This window comes from Vreelandella halophila (genome assembly GCF_019903425.1).
Taxonomy (GTDB): Bacteria; Pseudomonadota; Gammaproteobacteria; order Pseudomonadales; family Oleiphilaceae; genus Halospina; species Halospina halophila.
On the sequence record NZ_JACHUZ010000013.1, the window covers coordinates 1,018,416 to 1,042,264 of the forward strand.

23 protein-coding genes and 1 pseudogene are annotated in these 23,849 nt (G+C 58.1%); 17 read left to right on the plus strand and 7 right to left on the minus strand.

Annotated elements, in window-relative coordinates; genetic code table 11:
- Positions 1–44 precede the first annotated feature (44 nt).
- The 8 genes and pseudogenes from H4I92_RS09110 to H4I92_RS09145 all read left to right on the plus strand — a co-directional run bounded on the left by H4I92_RS09110 (position 45) and on the right by H4I92_RS09145 (position 10,129).
- Positions 45–2,777 (plus strand): type I restriction-modification system subunit M, encoded by a 2,733-nt coding sequence (locus tag H4I92_RS09110; RefSeq protein WP_077530284.1) that lies wholly within the window; start codon positions 45–47, stop codon positions 2,775–2,777.
- Positions 2,770–3,111, plus strand: a complete 342-nt coding sequence (locus tag H4I92_RS09115) for a restriction endonuclease subunit S (RefSeq protein ID WP_179105671.1) — start codon at positions 2,770–2,772, stop codon at positions 3,109–3,111. Before H4I92_RS09110 ends, H4I92_RS09115 begins: the two co-directional genes overlap by 8 nt.
- A gap of 47 nt (positions 3,112–3,158) precedes the next feature.
- A complete protein-coding gene (locus H4I92_RS09120; protein WP_245800820.1) occupies positions 3,159–3,521 on the plus strand; it encodes a transposase in 363 nt (120 codons plus the stop codon).
- Positions 3,503–4,330 (plus strand): annotated as a pseudogene (locus H4I92_RS09125) (IS3 family transposase); the annotation flags it as partial. The gene H4I92_RS09120 and the pseudogene H4I92_RS09125, both read left to right, overlap by 19 nt.
- 84 nt (positions 4,331–4,414) lie before the next feature.
- Positions 4,415–5,293 (plus strand): restriction endonuclease subunit S, encoded by an 879-nt coding sequence (locus H4I92_RS09130; protein ID WP_179105672.1) that lies wholly within the window; start codon positions 4,415–4,417, stop codon positions 5,291–5,293.
- The gene (locus tag H4I92_RS09135) at positions 5,286–8,546 is read left to right on the plus strand and encodes a type I restriction endonuclease subunit R (protein WP_077530287.1); all 3,261 of its coding nucleotides are present in this window, start codon (positions 5,286–5,288) and stop codon (positions 8,544–8,546) included. The genes H4I92_RS09130 and H4I92_RS09135 overlap by 8 nt, the downstream gene beginning before the upstream one ends.
- A gap of 4 nt (positions 8,547–8,550) precedes the next feature.
- Positions 8,551–9,258 (plus strand): M48 family metallopeptidase, encoded by a 708-nt coding sequence (locus H4I92_RS09140; RefSeq protein ID WP_077530288.1) that lies wholly within the window; start codon positions 8,551–8,553, stop codon positions 9,256–9,258.
- 13 nt (positions 9,259–9,271) lie between these two features.
- Entirely contained in the window at positions 9,272–10,129 is an 858-nt protein-coding gene (locus tag H4I92_RS09145; RefSeq protein ID WP_143512648.1) for a hypothetical protein, read from the plus strand.
- 52 nt (positions 10,130–10,181) lie between these two features.
- On the opposite strand, the gene H4I92_RS09150 is transcribed toward H4I92_RS09145, so the two are convergent.
- Positions 10,182–11,309 carry a hypothetical protein gene (locus H4I92_RS09150; RefSeq protein WP_077530290.1) on the minus strand — a complete coding sequence of 376 codons (1,128 nt, stop codon included), beginning with the start codon at positions 11,307–11,309 and terminating at the stop codon, positions 10,182–10,184.
- The gene (locus H4I92_RS09155) at positions 11,302–12,159 is read right to left on the minus strand and encodes a hypothetical protein (protein WP_143512649.1); all 858 of its coding nucleotides are present in this window, start codon (positions 12,157–12,159) and stop codon (positions 11,302–11,304) included. The genes H4I92_RS09150 and H4I92_RS09155 overlap by 8 nt, the downstream gene beginning before the upstream one ends.
- A gap of 57 nt (positions 12,160–12,216) precedes the next feature.
- Between H4I92_RS09155 and H4I92_RS09160 the strand changes: the two genes are divergently transcribed.
- The 6 genes from H4I92_RS09160 (at position 12,217) to H4I92_RS09185 (ending at position 16,243) form a co-directional block, all read left to right on the plus strand.
- On the plus strand, positions 12,217–13,080 hold the full coding sequence (locus H4I92_RS09160; protein WP_077530292.1) for an MBL fold metallo-hydrolase: 864 nt from the start codon (positions 12,217–12,219) through the stop codon (positions 13,078–13,080).
- Positions 13,081–13,199: 119 nt separating this feature from the next.
- The gene (locus tag H4I92_RS09165) at positions 13,200–13,685 is read left to right on the plus strand and encodes a hypothetical protein (protein ID WP_077530293.1); all 486 of its coding nucleotides are present in this window, start codon (positions 13,200–13,202) and stop codon (positions 13,683–13,685) included.
- On the plus strand, positions 13,682–14,293 hold the full coding sequence (locus tag H4I92_RS09170; RefSeq protein ID WP_077530294.1) for a hypothetical protein: 612 nt from the start codon (positions 13,682–13,684) through the stop codon (positions 14,291–14,293). Before H4I92_RS09165 ends, H4I92_RS09170 begins: the two co-directional genes overlap by 4 nt.
- Before the next feature lie 41 nt (positions 14,294–14,334).
- Positions 14,335–14,520, plus strand: coding sequence for an MBL fold metallo-hydrolase (locus tag H4I92_RS09175; RefSeq protein ID WP_077530295.1), 186 nt, complete (start codon positions 14,335–14,337; stop codon positions 14,518–14,520).
- A gap of 88 nt (positions 14,521–14,608) precedes the next feature.
- Positions 14,609–15,994: a membrane-bound lytic murein transglycosylase MltF gene (gene mltF / locus H4I92_RS09180; protein ID WP_077530296.1), complete on the plus strand. Its 1,386-nt coding sequence runs from the start codon at positions 14,609–14,611 to the stop codon at positions 15,992–15,994.
- A gap of 6 nt (positions 15,995–16,000) precedes the next feature.
- Entirely contained in the window at positions 16,001–16,243 is a 243-nt protein-coding gene (locus H4I92_RS09185) for a hypothetical protein (protein ID WP_077530297.1), read from the plus strand.
- Here the strand turns inward: H4I92_RS09185 and H4I92_RS09190 are convergent.
- The 5 genes from H4I92_RS09190 to H4I92_RS09210 all read right to left on the minus strand — a co-directional run bounded on the left by H4I92_RS09190 (position 16,227) and on the right by H4I92_RS09210 (position 20,963).
- Complete coding sequence (locus tag H4I92_RS09190; RefSeq protein WP_077530298.1) at positions 16,227–17,633, minus strand: hypothetical protein; 1,407 nt, start codon at positions 17,631–17,633, stop codon at positions 16,227–16,229. The genes H4I92_RS09185 and H4I92_RS09190 overlap by 17 nt on opposite strands.
- A 41-nt stretch (positions 17,634–17,674) precedes the next feature.
- Positions 17,675–18,667: a c-type cytochrome gene (locus H4I92_RS17075; protein ID WP_218668188.1), complete on the minus strand. Its 993-nt coding sequence runs from the start codon at positions 18,665–18,667 to the stop codon at positions 17,675–17,677.
- A gap of 17 nt (positions 18,668–18,684) precedes the next feature.
- Entirely contained in the window at positions 18,685–19,347 is a 663-nt protein-coding gene (locus tag H4I92_RS09200; RefSeq protein ID WP_077530299.1) for a c-type cytochrome, read from the minus strand.
- 299 nt (positions 19,348–19,646) lie between these two features.
- On the minus strand, positions 19,647–20,267 hold the full coding sequence (locus H4I92_RS09205) for a hypothetical protein (RefSeq protein ID WP_077530300.1): 621 nt from the start codon (positions 20,265–20,267) through the stop codon (positions 19,647–19,649).
- A gap of 27 nt (positions 20,268–20,294) precedes the next feature.
- Positions 20,295–20,963, minus strand: coding sequence for an arginine N-succinyltransferase (locus tag H4I92_RS09210; protein ID WP_077530301.1), 669 nt, complete (start codon positions 20,961–20,963; stop codon positions 20,295–20,297).
- A 175-nt stretch (positions 20,964–21,138) separates the two neighbouring features.
- On the opposite strand from H4I92_RS09210, the gene H4I92_RS09215 reads away from it, so the two are divergent.
- The 3 genes from H4I92_RS09215 (at position 21,139) to H4I92_RS09225 (ending at position 23,817) form a co-directional block, all read left to right on the plus strand.
- Positions 21,139–22,176 (plus strand): XRE family transcriptional regulator, encoded by a 1,038-nt coding sequence (locus H4I92_RS09215; protein ID WP_077530302.1) that lies wholly within the window; start codon positions 21,139–21,141, stop codon positions 22,174–22,176.
- Between the two features lie 16 nt (positions 22,177–22,192).
- Entirely contained in the window at positions 22,193–22,690 is a 498-nt protein-coding gene (locus H4I92_RS09220) for a PIN domain-containing protein (protein WP_077530303.1), read from the plus strand.
- A 263-nt stretch (positions 22,691–22,953) separates the two neighbouring features.
- Complete coding sequence (locus H4I92_RS09225) at positions 22,954–23,817, plus strand: MBL fold metallo-hydrolase (RefSeq protein ID WP_077530304.1); 864 nt, start codon at positions 22,954–22,956, stop codon at positions 23,815–23,817.
- Positions 23,818–23,849 lie beyond the last annotated feature (32 nt).

Sequence of the window (23,849 nt, forward strand, 5' to 3'; positions counted from 1 at the left end):
ACTCTTCGGTACCAATCGGTCGATGACCTAGACAGTAGGACTCAATGACACAAAAACTGACTCTTCCTCACCTCGAAAGCCTACTGCTACGCGCCTGCGATGATCTGCGCGGCAGCATGGATGCGAGCGAATACAAGGAATACGTCTTCGGCATGCTCTTCCTCAAGCGTGCCAGCGACCTGTTCGATGAACGTCGGGGGCAGCTGCGTGAACACTTTGCGGCGCAGGGCATGGCAGAGGAGGATATCACCACTGAGCTGGAAGACCCGGATCACTACTCCGGCAAGTATTTCTATGTGCCGCCCCGGGCCCGCTGGAATGAGCCGTGGCAGGAGGAGATCGTCGAAGCCGGCGAGCGGAAGACCGTCGAGCGGCCGGCGCTCAAGCACGTCAAGGAGAACGTGGGCAGCAGACTAAACAAGGCGCTCGAAGCTATTGAGGATGCCAATCTGGATGCTCTGGATAACGTATTAAAGGGAATAAATTTTAATCGGCCGATTGGTCAAAGCTCTCTTAATGATGACACTCTGGCCGATTTCGTCCAGAACTTTGAGAAGATCCCGCTGCGCGATGAGGACTTCGAATTCCCCGATCTGCTTGGTGCCGCCTACGAATGGCTGATCAAGTATTTCGCCGACTCCGCCGGCAAGAAGGCCGGTGAGTTCTACACCCCCTGGGAGGTGGTGCGCCTCTGTGTCGAGGTCTGTGACCCGGAAGAGTCCATGAGCGTCTACGACCCCACGGCGGGTTCCGGCGGCATGCTGATCCAAATGCGCGACTTCCTGCGCGAAAAGGGGGGCGACGCCTCGGAGCTGGCGCTCTACGGCCAGGAAAAAATCGGCACCACCTGGTCCATCTGCAAGATGAACATGCTCCTGCACGGTATCTCCCATGCCGACATCCGGCAGGAAGACACGATCCGGGAGCCCCAGCACCTGGACGAGAACAACGAGCTCAAGCGCTTCGACCGCGTGGTGGCCAACCCGCCCTTCAGTCAGAACTACATCAAGAAGGACCTGAAATTCCCCGGCCGCTTCCCGGTGATGATGCCGGAGAAGGGCAAGAAGGCGGATCTCATGTTCGTTCAGCACATGCTCTCCGTGCTCAAGCACAACGGTCGCATGGCCACGGTCATGCCCCATGGCGTGCTGTTCCGGGGCAGCGAAGAGCGCGAGGCCCGCAAGTATTTAATCGAACAGGGCTACATGGAGGCCGTGATCGGCCTGCCCGGCAACCTTTTCTACGGCACCGGCATTCCCGCCTGCATTCTGGTGCTGAACAAGGCGAATGCCAGCCAGCGGGATTCGGTGCTGTTCATCAACGCCGACCGCGAATACCGCGAAGGCAAGGCCCAGAACCACCTGCGCCCCGAGGACATCGACAAGATCGTCTACACCTACCGCCAGGGCGACGAAATTCCCGCCTATGCACGCCCGGTGCCGGTAACGGAAATCCGCAACGAAGACTACAACTGCAACATCCGCCGCTATGTGGACAATGCCCCGCCGCCGGAGCCGCACGACGTGCGTGCCCACCTGCAAGGCGGGGTGCCGCTGGCCGAGATCGAAAGTCTCCAGCGCTACTGGGCCAATTACACCGGTCTCAGGGAGGATCTCTTCGTGCCCCGGGACGCGGACTACCGGGACTTTGCCCCGGCGCTCACCGAAAAACGCGACATCGCCGCCCTGATCAACGACCACCCGGGTGTGGCGGCGGCCAACCAGGCACTCCTGGGCCGGCTGGATGTCTGGTGGCAGGAAAACCTGCCCAGGATCGAAGCCCTGGCGCCGGATGCCGAGAACAAGGAGGCGACACCGCACAATGTCTACGTCATGCGCACCCAGCTCTTGGCCAGCATGGAAGCGGCCATGGCGGACAACGGCCTGCTCACCGCCTTCCAGGTACGCGGGGCCCTGGCCAGCTTTTTCGACAACCTCAAGGCCGACTTCAAGTCCATCGCCGCCAGTGGCTGGGGCCCGGAACTGATCCCGGACGAGGAGATCCTGCAGAGCCAGTTCCCCGAGGTGCTTGAAGAGCAGGAACAGGCCCAGGCCCGGTTGGTCGGGCTCCAGGCCCTGTTTGCCGCCGCCGACGAAGAGGATTTCGAAGACACCGACGACACCGGCGTGCTGCCCCGAGATGAGGTCAAGAGTAAGCGCGACGAGCTCAAGGCCGCCAACGCCGACTGGAAACACCAGCTCAAGACCATCAAGGATCTGGCCGGTAATCTGTTCGCCGAGCTCAAGGCCGCTGATCGACTCCCCAAAGGCAGCAACAAACCTTACTACTGCACCGAAGGGCTGACCGCGAGGGCCGCCGAATTCGGCAACGGCCTGCGCATCGTCGAATTGGCCCAGCAGGTGGGCTTCGAGAGCGAGTGGATCGAACCACTGCGCGAGGCCGTTGCCCAGGGGCAGTACGCTTGGAACACGGCGCAGTGCATCGATGAACAACTGGCCCGCCACAAGGCCCTGGAAGACGAGGCGAAAGAGCTCAAGACCAGGCTCAAGACGATCGAAAACAAGCGCGACGAGCTGGTCGCCAGCGCCCGCGAGAAGATCGCCGAAGACGAGGCCCGCACCGTGATCATGGACCGGCTCAGGACCCTGCTGCTGAACATCTACCAGGGCTATCTGCGCGCCGAGCAGCGGGCCTGCATCTGGGAGGTCGAAAATCTCTGGGCCAAGTATGCCGTCACCGCTCGCGAGATCGAGTCAGAGCGGGACGAGGCGTCACGGCAGCTGGAAGGGTTCTTGGTGGAGTTGGGGTATGAATGAGCAGGCACAGTTTGTGCCCCTCCCCCATCTTGTTGATCTAAAGATGGGAGAGACGATAGTTGCAAGTGACTGTACTGGAGATGGTCTTCCAGTATTTTCCGCGGATAAAAATAATGAGCCGTGGGGATATTCGAGCAAACTAAAGGTAATAAATAATCGTGGCGCAATAGTTATTGGCGCTCGTGGCACAATTGGATATCCGAGGCTCCCAAATTTTGACAAGTTTGGCGCGACTCAAACGACTATTGTAGCGACACCAATAAATGACGCTGTGGACTCGGAGTTTCTTTACTATTCGCTTTCTCAGGTGGATTTTGGAGTTCCCCCACTTTAATGGACACGCATCGATAACTCCCACGAAGGAGAAAACCGATGCCCGCGATGATCACGGGGAAGAAGACACAACGCTACAGCACCGAGTTTAAGGTCAAGGCGGTAGAGTGGAGTCACCAGGCCCATCGAAGCGTTCAGGGCGTAGCGCAAGCGCTGGATATTCACCCATTCATGCTGTCACGCTGGCGCAAAGAGTACCGCGAGGGGAAATTTGCCATGAAACGGGTCAAGAAAGCGCCCCCCGAGGCCAAGGAGAAGATCAAAGACCAGGATGAGGTCACCCGCCTCAAACGCCGGATCGCGGAGCTTGAGGAGGAAAACGACGTCCTAAAAAAGTTTCAACGTTTTCAGGCCGAGGAACGACGGAAGCGTTCCGGTTCGTCTGGAAACACCGACGGCAGTACAGCGTAAAGGCACTTTGTCAGCACCTGAGCGTTTCGCGTTCCGGCTACTATGCCTGGGCCAATCGAAAGCCCGGCAAAAGAGACGCAGAGCGAGCCGTGCTGCTGTCCCAGATCCGAAGGATCTATGATGATAGCAAGGGGCGCTACGGCAGTCCGCGGGTCCATCAGGCGCTGTGCCGTGAGGGAGTGACAGTGGGCGAAAACCGGGTTGCAAAGGTGATGCAGCAGTGGGGAATGCGGGCCCGTGTAACCCACGTCTACCGGCGCCTGGCGCGGCGGCGTCACGAACTGAAAGCCCTGCCCAATTATCGCCTCGGAGCCCCTGCTCCGGCCGCCGTGGATCAGCAATGGAGCAGTGACGTGACCTACATCAAGCTCGGTCAGAAATACGTTTTCCTGGCGGTGGTGTTGGATCTTTTCTCCCGTCGAGTACTCAGTTGGCGATTGGGCGAAAGCCTGGATGCGGATTTCTCCAGAGCGACCCTGAGGGAGGCCTTCAAAAGCCGAAATCCTGCCGCTGGCCTGTTGCTTCATACTGATCGGGGGATCGAATACAGGGCCCACAAGACTCAGGCATTGCTGAAACAGCACCAGGTCCACCACAGCATGAACCGACCGGGCCAATGCACCGACAACGCCGAGGTTGAGTCCTTCTTCAAGACGCTGAAGGGAGAATTGCTGCACGCCACCAGCTTCGTGACGATGCGACAATTACGGAAACATATAAATCGCTATATTGAAGTCTTTTATAATACCCAACGGCTCCACAGCAGCCTTGGTTACAGGACCCCACTGGAGTACGAGGGGTTAAGCTGATGGCGCGTGTCCACTTTTTTGGGGGAACTCCATTTTCCAAGGGTTACCGCGCAGCAAGCGGTTCCGATGTTGACGGTGTCTGACTTGAGAAAAGTTCTCGTACCAAGCCTTCATCCAGCGACGCAAAGGAAAATTGCCCGCATCCTGCAAACCATCGACCAGGCCATCGAAAAGACCGAGGCGCTGATCGACAAGTATCAGCAGATCAAGGCCGGGCTCATGCACGACCTCTTTACCCGCGGCATCGGCCCCGACGGCCAACTGCGCCCGCCCCGCGAACAGGCCCCGGAGCTGTATCAGGAAACGCCGATTGGGTGGATCCCGAAAGAGTGGTCGCTTACTAGCCTTGGCGACGTAGTAAACCCAGCGCGTCCAGTTGTGTACGGCATACTTATGCCTGGATATGGCCATGAGAATGGTGTCCCGGTAATTAAGGTAAAAGACATAAACGACCGGATGATTAATTCGGAGGGGTTGCTTCTCACGTCGCCAGACATTGATCAGGAGTATAAGAGATCTAGGCTGAAATCGGGAGACATTCTCATCACGATCAGAGGGAGTGTTGGTCGAATTTGCGTAGTTCCAGATGAACTAGAGGGGGCAAATATTACGCAGGATACGGCACGGATTGATATTGCTACTGGTAACAATAGGTTTTATAGCTATTTTCTCGAGAGCGACGTCGCTCGTCGTCACTATGATATCAATACGTTGGGTGTTGCAGTTCAGGGGATCAATCTCGGCGAAGTGCGAAGGTTGCCAACCATGGTGCCCGGTGAAGGTGAGCAGCTCGAAATTGCAGATGTTTTAGATAATGCGGTATCAAGAATACAGATGGAAAGGAGACAGTTAGAAAAACTGAAGAAACAAAAGAGGGGCCTAATGCATGATCTCCTGACGGGCAAGGTTTTAGTGGAGCCGGAGGTTGAGCCAGAGGACGAACCCGAGGCCGCCCATGTCTGAGTACACGGAAGTCGAGCGGCCGTTTCTGCAGCAGCTGCAGGAGCTGGGCTGGGAAATTATCGACCAAGGGCAGGAGATCCCGTCCGATCCAGCCCGGAGCCGCCGCGCCGGCTTCCGCCAGTGGCTGTTGCCGGAGGTGTTCACACGGTCGGTGGCGGCCATCAACCCCGGCAAGGGCGGCGGTACCTGGCTGACGGACAAGCAGTTGCTGGATCTGCAAGAGCAGCTATTGCGCCAGCCCAACCGCACCCTGCTGGAAGCCAACGAGGCGGTGCAGAGGCTGCTTTTGAAGACTCAGGTGGACGTGAACGAGGAAACTGGCGAGCAGGACCCGGTGGTGCGGCTGATTGACTTCGATACACCGGAGAACAACCACTTCCTGGCCATCAACCAGTTCCGCATCGACACGCCCGGCTGCGTGAAGCAGTTCATTATTCCCGATCTCGTGCTCTTCGTGAACGGCATTCCGCTGGCGGTGGTGGAGTGCAAGAAGGGCGGGCCCACCTGCGCCAACCCCATGGAAGAGGCCTTCCGCCAGTTGCAGCGCTACATGAACCGCCGGGAGGACACGGCACGGCAGGGCCTTAAGGAGGGTGAGCCACGGCTGTTCCACAGTAACCTGCTGCTGATCCGCAGCAGCGGCGTGGAGGCGGACTACGGCACCATCACTTCCGGCGACGAGCATTTCTATCCCTGGAAGACTCTGTGGCCCTGCGACGAGAGCGAAGCCGAGGGTATGAACCCGCAGCAACGGCTGATCGCCGGCATGCTGGACAAGGCCAATCTGCTCAAACTCCTGCGGACCTGTTCGGTGTTCATGGATACCGACAGCGGCCCGCGCATCAAGGTGGTGGGCCGCTATCAGCAGTTCCGCGCCGCCGGGCGCATTGTCGAACGTCTGCGTCATGGGCGTACGGCCGAGGAAAAAGGCGGCGTGGTCTGGCACACCCAGGGCTCGGGAAAGAGCCTGACCATGGTGTTCGTGGCGCGCATGCTGCGCGCCTCGAAGGATCTGCACGACTACAAGATCGTGCTGGTCAATGACCGGGTGGACCTGGAGGAGCAACTGGCCGAGACCGCCACCCTGATCGGCGGGCGGGTGAACGTGGTGGAAAGCAGCGAGGCGCTGCGCCGGGATCTGGGCACCAATCAGTCCGATGTGAATATGGTGATGGCGCACAAGTTCCAGGTGGCGGATGAAAGCCTGCCGACGTCTGTGGCCGAGGCACTGGGCACCTATCAGGCCATGCCCGGCAAGGACACCTTCGGGGTGGTCAATTTTTCATCACGAATTGTGCTCATGATCGACGAGGCCCACCGTACTCAAAGCTCGGAACTGGGCGAGAACATATTCGAAGCCTTTCCCAATGCCGCGCGCATCGCCTTCACCGGGACGCCCTTGATCACCGAACGTCACGGCGAGAAGAAAACAGTAAAACGCTTCGGTGACTACATCGACAAGTACAAGCTGATGGACGCCGTGGAAGACGGCACCACGCTGCAGATTCTCTATGAAGGACGTACGGCCGATGCGGCTCTGAACGAAAAGGCGGAGTTCGAGGACAAGTTCGAGAACCTGTTCCGTGAGCGCAGCGAGGAAGAGCTGCTCACCATCAAAAAGAAGTACGGTGCAACTGGTGACATCCTGGAGGCGGAGCAGCGCATCGTGGCCATTGCGAAGGACATGGTCCGGCATTATCTGGAGCATATCTTTCCCAATGGCTTCAAGGCGCAGGTGGTATGCCACTCCAAGCTGGCGGCAGTGCGCTACCAGCAGGCCATCCACCGGGCTCTGGCCGATACGGTGGCGGCCATGCGTGCTGAGCCGGAACCGGACGAGGAAAAAATCCGCCAAATTGAGTTCCTGAAGGCGGCGGTGGTGATATCCAGCGACGGCACCAACGAGGCGGCCTGGATCACAGAGGCTCGCAAGCAGGCCCGGGCCTGGAATGCGGTGGAGAACTTCTGCAAGCCCTTCGCATTTGATGACCCGGATAAGCCCCACAGCGGCATTGCTTTTCTGGTGGTCTGCGACATGCTCATGACCGGCTTCGACGCGCCCATCGAGCAGGTGATGTACCTGGACAAGAAAATCCGTGAGCACACCCTGCTGCAGGCCATCGCTCGCACCAACCGGGTGAAGAAGGGCAAACAGCGCGGCTATGTGGTGGACTATATCGGCCTGACACATAAGTTGACCGAGGCGCTGACCCTGTATGCGGCGACGGACGAGCAACAGGAATTGGCAAGTGGGCTGAAGAACATCACTTCAGAAGTGCCGGTGCTTCAGGAGCGCTACCAGCGATTGCTGCAACTATTTTCGGAACACAAAGTGCACCAGGTTCAGGATTTCGTGGAAGGCAGACTGTCGGATGTCGAGGCCGATGCGGAGGTAGTGCACGAAGCGGTCAAGCTCCTGAAGGACGAGAAGGTTCGGGCGGACTTCGATGTGTACCTGAAGAAGTTCCTGGCTAGCCTGGACATCATCCTCCCTCATTCAGCCGGCCAGCCCTACCGTGTACCGGCCAGGCGCCTGGGTTACATCCAGCGGGTGGCCAAGGAGCGCTATAAGGACGACACCCTGAACCTGGGTGATGCCGGACAAAAGGTGCGAGATCTGATCAACGATCACCTGATCAGTCTCGGTATCAACCCAAAGGTGGAACCCGTGGAGCTGCTTTCCGGCGACTTCCTGGAACAGCTCGACGAGCACGCGGGAGGTAATGCCGAGGCGAAGGCCAGCGAGATGGAGCACGCCATCCGCAAGCACTGCACCGTGCACCACGATGAAGACCCTGCCTTTTACAAGAGCCTGTCAGAGAAGGTCGAGCAGCTGATCGACCAGTATCAGGGCGAGTGGGAGAAACTGGCGGAAGAGCTGGAAAGCCTGCGCAAGGAAGCTGCGGAAGGACGCAAGCAGGGCGAGGAGGGGATGAGCCGGGAGGCTACGACCTTCTATGAACATATCGCCAATGAAGCCTTCGAGGGCGGTGAAGTGCCTCCTGGTGAGAGGGAGAACATGAAATCCCTCATGGAAAGAATCATTGATACCCTGCAACAAGACATCGGCAGCATCGACTTCTGGAACAACAGCGACAAACAGAAGCGCACCCGCAGCGAAATCAAGACAGCACTGACCCTCACCGGGATTCCTGAACTGAAAAGCAACAGGGAACGGATCGCAGTCGAAATCATGAAACTGGCCAAGAATCGCCATGACTCACTGCTTAGCGGCACGGATAGGAGGAAGTGACAGGATGACACCCCGACGCGTCAGAGACATCGAATATCTTCTGGTCCCTGGCAACCAGCGTAAGACTACGGACATCGTAATCGAGCGGGACGGTACGGTAGTGGTGCGTCCGCCTGCGAAGTATACCCCCGAACAGGTTGATGCCGTAGTGGATAGCAAACGCCTCTGGATATACCGCAACCTGGCCGAATGGAAGGACCTGAATGCCTCGGCGGTTGCCCGGGAATGGGTCAACGGGGAAACCTTTCTGTACCTGGGCGGTGCGTACCGCCTCGCGCTTGTTTCAGGGCAGGATCAGCCCTTGAAGTTAAAGGATGGGCGTTTCTGTTTAAGCCGAGAAGTGATTGAACACGGCGGCACTGACGCAGCCAGGAAGGCTTTTGAACAGTTCTATGTGGATAAAGGACAGCAGCGTTTTGAAAGCCGTGCTTTATTCTTTGCGCCCAAAGTGGGCGTGGACATTGCCGATGTCAAAGTGAAAGATATGGGCTATCGCTGGGCAAGCTGCGGGCGCAGTGGAATATTGAACTTCCACTGGAAGTGCATGATGGCCCCGCCCAAGATCATCGATTACATCACCGTCCATGAGCTTTGCCATTTCCATCACCGCAACCACACGGATGCCTTTTGGAACGAGGTGGACAAAGTGATGCCCGACTGGCGCGAGCGAAAGGAATGGTTGCGGAAGCGGGGCGCGAGTTTGGATTTATGAGGATTACGCTTTAGTGGCCAAAGGCATGCAGGCTAGATCAGACGAATTACCAAGTCTCCGGAGTATTCTGAGTAATCAGTATTCAGCTTTTGGGATCGCCGAAATATTACAGGTGCCTCTCATCGTGGATGCGAGCGCGATAGTTTCAGATATCAGGTGGCTCGCGAGGGCTGACAACCCTGATGCTCGAACAAACCTTCTGGAAGCGATCGACGCAGAGACCATTCTCGCCTATGCGCCCACGTTCCTGGAGCAGGAAGTCGAGGCGAAGATACAGGACCTTCACGAGCGAGAAGGCATAGGTGTTAAGGCTCTGGAGGAGCAGTGGGAACGATTTCGGTCAAAACTCAATCTCGTTGAGTGTGGCGGCCCGGATGAAACGTATCATGACCCGAAGGACGCTCCTTATGTGAAGCTCCATGAAAAGATTGAAGCACCTATCTCTGGCCGAGATGTTCATTTTGAAAAAATGGGCGTTCCTCTTGTACATGTCAGTGTTATCGCCACAGCGAAGAAGTATTCGCGTGAGGCTGCAGTCGAGTATTCGATCAAAGTTGCAGGTATCGGGAGCATCGTCATAACCGCTGCGATGATCGATCGTGTTTGGCAGCTGGTTCGTCATCTTGGTGTGCAAGCGCAACGACTTCCCAGCTGGGTTTGGCTCCTGGCCATTGGTGTAGCCTGTGCCGCTCTAACCTCCGAACGTGTACAGAACTGGTTAATGGAGCAGGGGAAGGTTTTAGGGCCGAGCGTTGGCGAGGCCGCTGTGAGATTAATTGACAAGATGGAGCCGCTTTTTCGAGAGCATTTTGAATACCAGCAGCGTGCTAATAACCTGCGAAATGCCTTGATGCGCGGGATGGAGTTGTAGACAGATTTTTCGTGCCAGATCTATTATTGGCACTTCACCTAATCAGTTTGAATCAATAAGTTTGTAACGGTTGGAACGCACGTTCCAGACTCTTGTCGCCTTGGTTTTGAAGATGCTTAAGGTGTTCCAAGGCCGCGTTCTGAATAGCAACTTCAAATCGTGACTCCAGTTCTTGAACTTGGCCGAGAAGCGCTCCTCGCAATTTGTCTGAGTTCTCCTCCTCTTCCTTCTCTAATCTTTCCGTGTATTCAAATAATGCGTGGCTATATTCAACACCACCTGCAACATAAGGAACTATTTCCATACCCCATCCGATGAACCCCCACGGGCCAGGAGCTTTGAGTACTCTTGTTCCCCTGCGCACCCATTTGAACTTACCCATGGCGGGGACATGAAATCTTGGGAGGGGTGGTCGCTTCTTAATGTGGCGGAAGGAAAATGACGTTTTACCCAAAGTACGCAGTGCATATTGAGCGCTGATACCTGATAGGAGGTGTCCGCCTGGACCAATTGATCTGCTAGAGAGCGAGGCAATATGAGAGTTGAGCGTTTTCTCTGAAAACGCTTTTAGGTCTAGGTTAGGCACTTTCGATTGAACCTCTCCGAAATAGCTAGCCTCGACCTTCTGGTCATCGATTTGTTTAATGATAGCTTCAATCCATCCTTCCGTGATAATGCCTGTCTGAGTGACCAATTCTTTCTGGAGATCGCCTTCCAGCTTTTGCAGATCGCTATGGAAGTTATTGAAGAGGTCTTCAATCGTCGGATTTTCAGGAATTAATTCCTCCTCCAGCATGTGTGGTATCGGAACGCTAGATGCGGTGCGATAAAGGTCAGCTTTGGGGCTGTAATGCCAATCAATGTACTCTTCAACTTTCTTCTTCGCTTGTGTCCGAAACTCTTCGAGCCGCTCAGAGATTTTGCCATTGATGGCAATCAGGGCCTTTCGTGTGTGGTTGTTGAGGGCCTTTTCTGAGGTGTTTTCTATATCTGATAAGTCTTCACGATGAACACGGTACGTTTCGCCATTCATGGTGACATAGATATAGTGAGCGCACTCCCACTCGACTGGGTCGCTCGAATAGAAGGAGAAGATTAGAAGCAAACCCAGCAGGACAACCAGAGTGATTGTCAGGGCATTGCTGAGGGCCTGCCCTAATCCCTGCGGCGCATCAGTCATAATGGGTGTCTCTTGAGAGTAATCCGACAAGCAACAGAAGCCAACCAAGTGCAAAGAGGAATTGTTTAATAAACAGCAGAGCCCAGGTGAGCACTGCTGCTAAGGGGATTGTCGGTAATGCCTGCTCAAGCTGCTGACCAATCCAAAACCGGGCGCCATCCATTGCAGCATGCCACTGAAGCGCGTATTGAAATAACTCACTTCTAGCTACTTCTTGATCCATCATATGCTGCATTGAAATCAGGAGTTCCACATCGTCACTGATGAAATCTGGCTGCGAGGTCTGGAAAGCTAGAGCGATGAATCCTGTCATCAGACCGACCGTTACGATACGTAGCGAGACCCACCATGCAGCCTCCTCCAGGAAAGGTCGTTTAAACTGTGTGGCTAAAGAGGTCTCAACACGAAGGCGGATAATTACGAGGGCGAGACCGGCTGCCAAAAGCAGCATCCATGGTGCTGGGTCTTTTAACCTAGAAAGTGAGGGAAGTAATACCAATGCCAAGAACCCCCCGATGAAAGCGTAGTAAACCCGGAGGCGCATCCCTCCTCGCAACCAGGGGTGCCATGGACTTGTCTCCTTCAGGCTGGCCATAAGCCATGCCCGACGTCTTATTCGGCGACGGCGATATAATCCACGCCCGATCAGCCAAGCGGTAACAAGCCAGATAGAAATGACAATTGCTGTTGGAGTTAGCTGGCTGTATAGGTGGAATAACCAAGCGCCCGCTATGGCTACCAATACAATGGCGCTATGGCGCAGCAGCGGATCTGCGTCTATGAGCGGCGATTGAACTTGATAGTGGGATGGTTCTTGTTGTTCCTTGCTGAGGGCTTCCATCATTTCCAAGTTGTTGTTGCTCTAAAACAATAATCCTACCAAACCCAAAAATAGAAAGGGGTATTTATGCCTCGACACCAACCCACCAATGCCCACCAACTCCGCATCGGCGACTTCATCCTCACAACCCTGCTCGATGCCCAGATGGAAGCCAGCTTCGGCCTGGTCCAGTCGATCCCTGAAGAAGAGGCCAGGCGCCTGCAAGCCGAAAACCGCCGGCCCACGCCGCCGCGCATCACCCTTAACGCCTTTCTGCTGGACACCGGCGATCACCGGATCCTGATCGACACCGGCATCGGCGCCTTCGCCGGCGAGGGCGGTGCCGGTCTGATGGCCAACCTCAACGCCATCGGCCTCGACGCCAGCGCCATCGACACGGTCCTCATCACCCACATGCATCCCGACCATGTCGGCGGGCTGATCGATGCCGATGATCAGCCGGTCTTCCCGAAGGCGAGGGTGCTGGTTCCGTCCGGCGAACTCAACTACTGGAGCGGCGACATCCCGGAGGGCGCGCCCGAGGTCCTGACAAAACAATTCCAGGCCGCGCACCGCGTCATCGCCGCCGTCGGTTCGCGCATGCAGCGCCTGGCGGGCACCGAGGTCCTGCCGGGCATCACCCGCGTGCCGCTACCGGGCCACACGCCGGACCATTCCGGCTACCGCATCGTCTCCGGCGAGGACCGGATCCTGGTCTGGACGGACATCGTCCACCTCCCCGGCATCCAGTTCCCCCGCCCCAAGGCCACGGTCGCCTTCGACGTCGACCCGCCCCAGGCCGCCACCACCCGCCGCCGCATCATGGCCGAACTGGCCGAATCCCGGGAGCTGGTCGCCGGGCATCATCTGGATTTTCCGGGGATTGGGTATGTGGCCGAGGACGGAGATGGGTTTCGGTTTTTGCCGCATGTTTGGCGGCTTACGGTCTGAGCTGACTACGGGAGGTTAGTGAAGTCCCAAACCCGGGCGGTTCCCCCACAAAACTGGTTTTCGACCGTGCTCGATGATAGGATTCCGTTCCCCGCGGTAAAGACAGAAAGGAGTCTGTGATGACCAAATGGATTTTCTCATCTCAAGATGAGCGCAAGACCCATCACTTCGAGCCTGAAAAAAATACGTTTAGGATCAAAAAGCTTTCCTACCTGTTTCAGGAAGGCGTGGGCATCCACGGAAGTTTCTATATCAAAGGCAACGTGGTCACTCGAGGCGATAGCCTGTTTGTGTCTGCCATGGGCCACACGCCACCCATGGAGCTGCCGGAATTCAAAGGCGCTTTTGATTTTTATGGCAGTGCGACGTTGATCTCTAACGGAGAAGTTATTGCCCGTAAGCGCTTCAAGCAGCGCAACCAGGCGGTTTGGCCAGAGAACGAGTATGCGCCCATTGGCTCGGCGAAGTTCTATCTGGCTCCCTCTAAAGATCCATGGGCATATAAAGTAAGAATTGAAGCCGGGTACTGGTTTGATAGTGGTGTCGGTACCAATTCAAGCTCGCTTGCGGTCAAAGAAATCCAGATTAAGGGTAGAGATCAATGACGGTTACAGGTTCGTGTCGTCGCGCACTCATACTGGTCCTGATCATTGTGCTGTTGTCCGGCTGCTCCACGGGTGAAGAAGAGAGTGCGGCCTCCCTGACCGAACAGGCGCAGCAGATCTTGGTAGATCGTTCCGAGGATGGGGGGTTGGATAAGGCTCTTGAGCTGACGCAGCGTGCAACGGAAGTTGATCCAGGTTATGTGCCCGCCTATACCGCGAGGATCAATATCCTGAAGCGAATGGGTAAAGCTGAGGGTATCGTCAAAGCAACGGAGCGCCTGGCAGAGCTTCAACCCAACCATGAAAACCGGCTTTATCTGTGCATGGCGCAGGAAGCCACAGGGAAAAGTGACGGCAAGAACTCGGAGTGCTATCAACAGGTGGTCAAGGAGATTGAGGACGAATCCAATACGTCAGCAGGGAAGGAGACCTATCTGCTCGCACTCCGGTTGGCAGAGGATGACGCCTTTGAGGATGAGCTGGATGCTTACCTGAAAAGCCTGGAATCAGATGTCGCCCGGGATATGGCCCAGTTCAAGTTTGTTGAGAGCACGCGGAGCGACTTGTTTCAGGTTGCTGCGCCTGTTTCGGAAAAACCGAAGAAATAGCGGTTAATCCAGCATCCATCGACACGGTCCTCATCACCCACATGCATCCCGACCATGTCGGCGGGTTGATCGATGCCGACGATCAGCCGGTCTTCCCGAAGGCGAGGGTGCTGGTTCCGTCCGGCGAACTCGACTACTGGCGCGGCGACATCCCAGAGGGCGCGCCCGAGGTCCTGACAAAACAATTCCAGGCCGCGCACCGCGTCATCGCCGCCGCCGGTTTGTAGTATTCCTCGTACTCAAGCAATGTTTTGACTGTGTTTAAAGGAAACACATACTACCCTTTATTTTGTTGTCTTTCTCTCGGAGCGGCGTATGTACCGAGTCAGGCGTATTGTGTTTCTGGTGGCCATACTGGCTGTGGTTGGCTGCACACATGATGAGGGGCAGGCACGCAGCCTTCAGGCTATCAAGGAGGAGGGGAAGCTGGTGGTGCTGACCCGTAACGCGCCGACCACCTGGTATCTGGGGCGTGACGGCAAACCCACGGGGCCTGAGTACGATATGGTCGAGGCTTTTGCATCGCACCTGGGTGTTGAGGTGGCATACAACATCAAGCCGTCGATCCGCTCCATCATCGAAGGCATTGCAAACGGCGAAGGGGATCTGGCCGCGGCTGGATTGACGATTACCCCCAAACGCCAGGAACGCTTTCGTTTCGGGCCGCCCTACCAGGATGTGACCCAGCAGGTTGTGTGCCGTCGCGATAACGTCCAGCCCGAGTCTGTTGAAGAGCTGGTGGGGCTGGACATTACTGTGATCGCGGATAGCAGCTATGTGGAGCGACTGGAGACCCTTAAAGAGACCCATCCCGAGCTCGAGTGGCAAACCGTGGATAATGTTTCCACTGAGCAGCTCCTCTACGACGTCTGGCAGCGGGAGATCGACTGTACCATTGCCGACTCCAATATTGTCGATCACAACCGGCGCTATTTCCCGGAGCTGATCGCGCCGTTCAACCTCAACCGTTCAGAGTCACTGGGCTGGATGATGGCGCAGCCGCGCAGGGACCTTGAGAGCGCCGTTGCGTCCTGGCTGGAATCGTTCAGGGAGAGCGGGCGTCTGGAGGTCGTCAAAGAGCATTATTACGGCTATTTTCGGGTTTTTGATTACGTGGACACGCGCCGTTTGATCCGTCGGGTCGACGAACGCTACCCGAAATACCGAAGCTATTTCGAGACGGCCGCGGAACAATACGACCTTCCCTATATTCTGCTTTCCGCTCAGGGGTACCAGGAGTCGCACTGGCGTGCCCGTGCCCGCAGCCCGACCGGGGTCCGGGGGATCATGATGCTGACGCTGAATACGGCAAAAGAAGTGGGTGTGGATAACCGGCTGGATCCCAAGCAAAGCATTTTCGGGGGTGCCAAGTACCTGGCGAAGCTCAGGAATGAGCGCTTCTCGGACGAGGTAGAAGAACCGGACCGCACCTGGCTGGCACTGGCGGCCTATAATGTTGGGCGTGGCCACCTGCATGATGCCCAGCGGCTGGCGCGGGAACAGGACCTCGATCCGCACCGCTGGGGAGACGTCAAGCAGGTATTACCCCTTCTTTCGAAGAAGTTCATTTACCAGAATCTCAAATACGGTTATGCGCGGGGTTACGAGCCGGTGCGTTATGTCCAGAGGATTCGCGAGTATCAGCATATCCTGGAAAACGAGATTGATGTGTTGTCAGTCGAGCCGCCGGATCCCGAATAACAGGGAATGCGTGGCCTGCATGGTGGGCTCAGAACCTGGCCTGAACCTGTTTGCGTCCGCATCGTCTCCGGCGAGGACCGGATCCTGATCTGGACGGTCATCGTCCACCTCCCCGGCATCCAGTTCTCCCGCCCCGAGGCCACGGTCGCCTTCGACGTCGACCCGACCCAGGCCGCCACCACCCGCCGCCGCATCGGTGAGAATCCTTCCCTATACCCTCTCCATCTCCTTGTCAGCCGCCGGTGTTGAAGAGGTGAAAGTACTGCAGGAGGATCTCGTTGCCCATGGTTCTGCCAACCTTGTTGGCCGCGGCGTTGTGGGGCGCCTCCAGGTCGCGGATGCGATAGGAGAGGGTCCACTGGCTCTTGATGGGGTGGTTCCAGTACTGCAGCCCCAGGGTCAACGTGGAGAATTTCCGTTCCGGATGCCCTTTATTGGCGAATTCATCCGCATCGAATTCGTTGAGCCGGTTCAGGACATCGTAGCGGGCCTGTAGCGCCAGCTTGTTGGGCTGTATGAACCAGGCGGCGTCCAGGTACCAGCCGTCGAATTCGTTGTCCTTGCCGGGGGCCATCTGGGGAGTGACATCGCCAATGTCTTCACCGGGGTTCGTGAAGGGCGGATTGGTGCCGTTGTAGACCATGCCATTGCCGAAGACGTATTCCCCGGAGAAGCGCCAGGGCTGGCGGTAGTAGTGGAAGCCCAGGCCGTAGCGGTTGCGCTCGAACTCGTCGCCGTCGTCGATGGTGCCGTCCCTGCCGGCATCGAAGACACGATCCCCCTGCTGGCTCCAGGCGAAGAATTTGACGTCCTCCCGGCGCGGGCTGCCGCGGTGGACGCCGTCGAAGACGTAGGCGGCCTGGGCCCGCAGATAGAGGTCGCGGTTGTCGTCGTTGTCGCTGCGGTTGATGCCGTTGCCATTGCCCACTCCGGCGGCCCAGGTCCCCTCCCAGTGGTCGGTGATCCGGAATTCGTCGAAGGCCATGGCGCCGATATCGCGGTAGGAGCTGATGGAGCCGTCGAAGCCGGTGAGGCTCTCGTCGTTACCACCGGGGTTCTGGCGCACGTACCGCTCCAGTACCTGCTGCCGGCTTACCTCCGAGAAGCTGATGTAGTCGTAGGCGGGAATTGCGCGCAGCCCCTCGTCCACCAGCGGCCACTGGAACTGGCCGATACGCAGGCTTACTCCGGGCTCCCAGATGTCGTCGCTGCCACCGCCAGCGAGGTGGCGGAAGGTCATGGAGGCATCCGTGAGCTGGGGGCCGGGGCTGCCGCCGTCGGGGTCGGCCAGGCGGGTAATGCCGTTGTTGCCCCACTCGGTGAGGAAGAAGTAGTGGATGTCCTTGTCAGTATTGTTCAGCGCCCCGCGCACGCCAAGCCGCGCCCGGGCCAGGTTGAAGCCGGAGCTGCTGGAGCGGTCCGGGGCGAGGGTGTTGAAGATGGGGCGCTGACCGTTGGGTGCCTTGTCGCTGTCGTCGATGTCGCGGTAGGTCGGCTGGATGAAGCCGAAGACCGACATGCTCGGGGCGCCCTCGGGCGCCTCGGCGCTGTTGAGTACCAGCCAGTTGGCGGCTCCGGCCGGCGCGGTCACCAGGGCCAGCGCTGTCGCCAGAGCGATGCGCGCGTGGTTGCCGTTCATGATGGATTCCTTGTGGCTGTCCGCAATCACACGGGTGAGGGTTACTCGGTACCCTCACCCAGGGTGTGGCCGCGTGCCTCTTGGTTGTAGAGGCAGGTGTGGTCGTGCCACTTCTCTGCGGTGGTCGCCTTGTCGCCTTCCCAGCGCGGGTCCTGGGGCCGCTCATGGCTGTTCATGTAGGCGGCCACGTCCCACGCCTCCTGGTCGGAGAGGGCGGCGTGCATCTCCACGGGGTTGGCCTTGCCCAGGGGCATGTTGTACTTGATGAAACCCGCTGCGGTGTTGATGCGGTGCATGCCGGCACCCCAGTTGAACGCCTTCTCGCCCCACAGAGGCGGGAAGATCTGTTTGCCGTCGGCGGTGAATTTCCCGCTTCCGTCCTCGGCGTGGCAGACGGCGCACTGGTCCTGGTAGATGGATTCCCCGCGGGAGATGGAGTAGCCGTCTTCCGGTTCCTCGACACTGCGATAGCCTCGGCCGGGCAGGTTCTTCCCGAGGGGCGCACCCCTGGCGGACCAGAACATGAATGACTGCATGTCTTTCAGGAGCTGGCTGTCCGGCTTCGGCGGGCCACCGGCCTCGGAGTCTCCGGCGTTCATGGAGTAGGTGAAGCAGCCCCGGATGCGCTCATCCATGGTATTCACGTGGTCGTTCTTGCCACGGTATTTGGGGTAGATCCCCCAGGCGCCCCACAGGGGCGCGGAGTTGGCGGCCATGCCGCCACCCAGGTGGCAGTTGGCGCAGTTCTGGCCGTTGCCGACGTGGCGCTTGGCCTCCGGGTGCTGCAGTGTGTTGATGAAAGCCTCCATGCCGCTGCGCACGGCCTCGCCGAACTGCCCCTCGGGGATCTCGTCCATGCCGGGATAATCGAAGTACCCCTCGCCACTGGCCTCGGGGGGCTGTTCCAACTCCACCTGTTTCGTGAGGGTCTCGTCGTCCTGGGCGAATGCCGTGCCGGCGACGAGGAGGGTGGCCGCCAGGAGCTGCGCGGTGTGGCGACCGGGCCGGATGGTTTCTTGATGGGTCTTGTTCACGATGACCTCCACGGTGGCTATTCGGCAGGCGGACGGGCGGGCTGCGAGGCGAACCAGGCGGCCACGGCCTTGATCTCTTCCTCGGTGAGGCGTTCGGCCACCGAGGCCATGAGTTCATTGGGATCGTTGTGTCGTGTGCCGTCCTGCCACGCGGTAAACTGGTTCTCGATGTAGTTCGCGTGCTGGCCGGAGAGGGCGGGGAAATCGGCACCCACGCCGTCACCACCGGGGCCGTGACAGGCGACGCAGGAGGGGACTCCCTTGCGCCACAGGCCCTGCTCGGCAATGGCCCGGCCGCGCTCCACTACGGACTGAGCGGCATCGGTCCCCGGCGCCTCCGTCGGCGCTTCCATCTCGGCGTAGTACTCGCTCACCGCGCGTCGCTCCTCGGCGGAGAGGCCCTTGGCGATGGGGTTCATGGTGGCGTTGTCGCGCTTGCCGCTGGCCATGTCATCGAGCTGCTTGGCGAGGTAGTCGGCATTCATGCCGGCCAAACGCGGCCAGCCGGCCGCGCCGTTGCCGCCCCCATCGGCGCCGTGGCAGGTGACGCAGGCCGCCGCGCCGTTGTCATTGCCCTGCTGGGCCACTTTCTCGCCGAGATCGCTGGCCGCGGTTGTGACCGGCGCCAGCGCGAGGAACAACAGCGCCGGTAGGGTCCTGAGTCGATGGAGACGTTGCATGCGCTCGCTCCTCGGTGGTTTCGGTTTCCACGGTGCCTGAATGAGCATTCTATTAGATATTAGTTAAGTCGAATATATGGAGCTGTCAAGCGATACGGGCTGCACAGGCCTGATTCTTGACTACCCCGGAAATTGGTACCCGTCGCTTTTTTCAGACAAGAGTCCGGGATGACCTGTTCCATGGCATGGACACGCACTCGCTCAGCAGGGTGTGGCAAGTCTGGCTATTGGTTGGGCGCTGAATTGTCCGTTGTCGGGATTCATTTGGAGTTTCGGAGGACTGGTCTTCCTCCAGTCGACTAAAAGCGCAGCGTCAGCCCCGCGCTCGCTTCCACCTGAATAAAGCCACTGCTATCAAAGATGGCGGTACACCCGCCGGAGCAGAACACAGCCCCGCCGCTATCGAGGATCGTGTAGATGCCTCGTAGGTCAAATCGCATCAGCAGGTTCTGGTTCAGCGGCAGCTTGTAGCCGCCGCCCAGGGAGATGGAGGCACGGTTATGGTTTCTGAAGCCACCCGGTTTGGGCTCCAGCCGGGTCAGGCCCGCCACGCCGGACACAAACGGGCCGGTCGTCCCGCCTTCGGGGAAATACAGGCCCCCGAGCTGCAACTGGTAGATCACCACATCCAGGGCAGTAGCCGGCGGGGTGAAAAGGGGCTCGGAGGAACGGACCCGGGTTTCCTGGCGGGCGACGTAGAGTTCCAGCTGTTTGCCCGGTTCCGCCAGATCGGCGTTCAGGGTCAGGCCGAGGCTGCGGGTGTCGTCGAAGGTCAGATCCTCCGTGGTTCTGGCGCCGGCAGTGCGGACCTCAAAATCCCCGCCCAGCCGGTATCCGGCGAACGGAGTAAGCTCCACGCCGGCCTGGGCAGCCATGGGCAGCAGGCAGGCGGCAAGCAGCAGGCTGTGGCGTCGACCCATGGCCAGTCTCCTCTGGAACAGGGAACCTTATTCCCTGAGCTTCAAAACCAGTTGACCGTCCTCAACATGAACGCTGTCGACGCCCTCTGAAAAGGATCGCCAGAACCCCGGGTCGTCTGCAAACTCGTGGACCAGATCAACGTTCTTAAGGTTGCCCAGCCACGCGTTGGGAAGGGGCACGCCCATGACGCTGACGCCCTTGAGTCTGACCACCGGCTTGTCGTTGTTAACGGCCAGTTCCACCCCGGCATGAACCCGCAGGGTCTGCCCGCCTAGCACGGGAAAACCCTCTTCAAGAGGCACCAGCAGCACGACACTGAGCAGGTCCTGGGACAGGTCAACGGCCAGCTTCCGGGCCAGATCGGTGTTGTTCGCCAGCATCCCGTTGAGTTCACGCTCACTGAAACGAACCTCCCTGCTGGCGCCCTCCTCGCTGTAGGGCTCGGGCTCCGCTGCAGGGCTAGAGGGTTCCTGCGCATCAACGCCCAGAACATGCAGCTTGCTCTGGAGCGTGCGCTGTTCAGAGGTGTTCAGCTCAACGGGATCGAACGCTTCAACAAAGACATACTGGCTCAAGACCCAGTAACTGACCCCGGCGGTGACAACCATGGCGAGCAGTACAATCCCCAGTACCTGCCAGCCACTGAAGCCCTTTTTCACCGCTTGGCTATGGGCCTGTTGGCCTGATTCGTCCATAACGGGCTCTTCTCCCACTGGTGCCTCCCCGCACTCCTATTCATGGTTCATCTTCGCGCAATCCTGCCCAGGCCGCTACCACTCGCCACAGTCTCTTCCCGCTCTTGAGTTGACAAAAAATTAATTAAAGACAAAACTGTCAACTAATAAGGTATCGTCAACTAAGGAGGGAGCAATGCTGCATGATCGTCTTCGCCGCGCACGCCGGCTGAAGGGCTGGTCGCTTCAGCAACTTGCAGATGCCTTGGGGGATCTATCCAAGCAGGCTTTGTCCAAGTATGAGCAGGGAAAGGATACACCGAATTCGACCCGCTTGATCCAGATCGCGGATGCGTTGGAGGTTTCTCCTGAATACTTTTTCCGCTCAGAAGAAGTTGAGTTGGGGGAAGTGGATTTCCGCAAGCATTCGGCTCTGGGCAAGGGAAAGCAGGACACGATCAAGGAGCAGGTACGGGAGCACCTGGAGCGCTATCTGGCTGCCGAACAGGTTGTCGAGTTGGACTCGGAGCGTCTGGAGCTACCGGCGTTCGACGTTCAGAGCGTGGATGACGTTGACGAGGCTGCGAATCAACTGCGCCGGCAATGGGAGCTTGGTGTTAATCCCATAGCAAATCTCACTGAAACTCTCGAAGAACATGGCATCAAGGTTGTTGGGCTGGAGGCGCATGAGAAATTCGATGGCCTCTGCGCCCGGATCAATGATGGCGCTGACGCCGTCATCGTGAGTAACACTGGTCGTGACGGTGAGCGCCAGAGGTTCAATCTTGCACACGAGCTTGGCCATTTGGTTCTGAAGATTCCGCCAGAGATCGAAGGCACTCGGCAGGAGGAAAACTGGTGTCACCGGTTTGCTGGCGTTTTCCTGTTTCCTGCAAGGCAGGTTCGTGAAACCTTTGGTTCCTTCAGGCACCGCGTTTTGGGTGAGGAGTTTCTCCTTGCCAAGCAGGAGTGGGGCATCTCAATGCAGGCCACTCTGCGCCGGCTCTATGACCTCAGCATCATCAATGAGTCATTCTACAAGTCGACTTCTAAAGACTGGTCGATCCGGGGATATCGAAAAGGCGAGCCGGATGCGCTCCCCAGCGAGCGTTCCTACAGGTTGAAGCAGCTGGTTTACCGGGCCCTGGCGGAGGATTTGATCACTCCATCAAGAGCGGCGGAACTTCTCAATGTGTCGCTCGATCAGATAGAGCGGGTCATTTCCAACCGGTAAGCGAGTGAGCGCAGGGATGCCCAGGAAGATTCTCGTCTCCGATACGAATATCTGGATTGATCTTCACCGATGTGGATTGCTGGAGATTGTATTCCAGCTACCGCATCAGTTCGTGACCACCGAGTTTGTATGGAGAGAGCTGCGCCAGCCGCCCGGCACGCGTCTCACCAATCTCGGTCTCCTGCTTGAACCGCTCGATCAGAGCGAAATCCTGGAGCTCTTTGACCTTCGGGCTAAGCTGGGTAATTCATCGGTTCCGGATATTTCATGCTACCTGACAGCGAGGAACCGCAACTGGACCCTTCTCACAGGAGACAAGGCAGTTCGCAACTCCGGATTTGAGGCGGAGCTGGAGGTTCGGGGTGTGCTCTGGTTGCTGGATGAGCTCCATGAGCACAACCTGGCGAACGGCAATACGCTGGCTGACAGTCTTCAAGCAATGCTTGATCGGGGTGCGCGCTTGCCTGAAAGCGAGTGCGAGTACCGCATCGGGTTATGGAAATCATTGGTATAGATTTCGCAGTTCTTGGATTCAGCAACCATCTCGCCAAACCACCCGCACTACGTGTTCGTTAATGGGAGAATGCGTGCAGCCATTTCCATTTCACGCGAGTTCAGTACTTTGAAAATTGCTGACGCACGGTCGTTTTGTCCGAGGCAATGATACGTTGCCGGATACGGTGTCAATTTGAAGGGCGTGGTTACGTTGGTGTGTTGCAGCCAGTAGGCAGAGCTTTCATGATGGTTGAATTGAAATCAACAGACTGACCGAACCCTATGCCTCAACTTCAACCTACCAATACCCACCAACTCCGCATCGGCAATTTCGTCCTAACAACCCTGCTCGATGCCCAGATGGAAGCCAGCTTCGGCCTGGTCCAGTCGATCCCTGAGGAAGAGGCCAGGCGCCTGCACGCCGAAAACCGCCGGCCCACGCCGCCGCGCATCACCCTTAACGCCTACCTGCTGGATACCGGTGATCATCGGATCCTGATCGACACCGGCATCGGTGTCTTCGCCGGCGAGAGCGGTGCCGCTCTGATGGACAACCTCAACGCTATAGGCCTCGACGCCAGCGCCATCGACACGGTCCTCATCACCCATATGCATCCGGACCATATCGGCGGGTTGATCGATGCTGACGATCAGCCGGTTTTCGCCAAGGCGAGAGTGCTGGTTCCCTCCGGCGAACTCGATTACTGGGGCGGTGATATTCCAGAGGGCACGCCCGAGGCCCTGACAACACAATTCCAGGCCGCCCACCGTGTCATCGCCGCCGTCGGTCAGCAGATGGAGCGCCTGGAGGGCACCGAGGTCCTCCCGGGCATCACCCGCGTGCCGCTGCCGGGCCATACACCGGACCATTCCGGCTACCGCATCGTCTCCGGCGAGGAACAGCTCCTGGTCTGGACGGACATTGTCCACCTCCCCGGCATCCAGTTCCCGCGCCCCGAGGCCACGGTCGCCTTCGACGTCGACCCGCCCCAGGCGGCCACCACCCGCCGCCGCATCATGGCCGAACTGGCCGAATCCCGGGAACTGGTCGCCGGGCACCATCTGGATTTTCCGGGGATCGGTTATGTGGCTGAAGACGGTGATGGGTTTCGGTTTTTGCCGCATGTTTGGCGGCCTAGGGTTTAGCGCAATCAGGCCCTGAGTGTGGTATTTCTCTT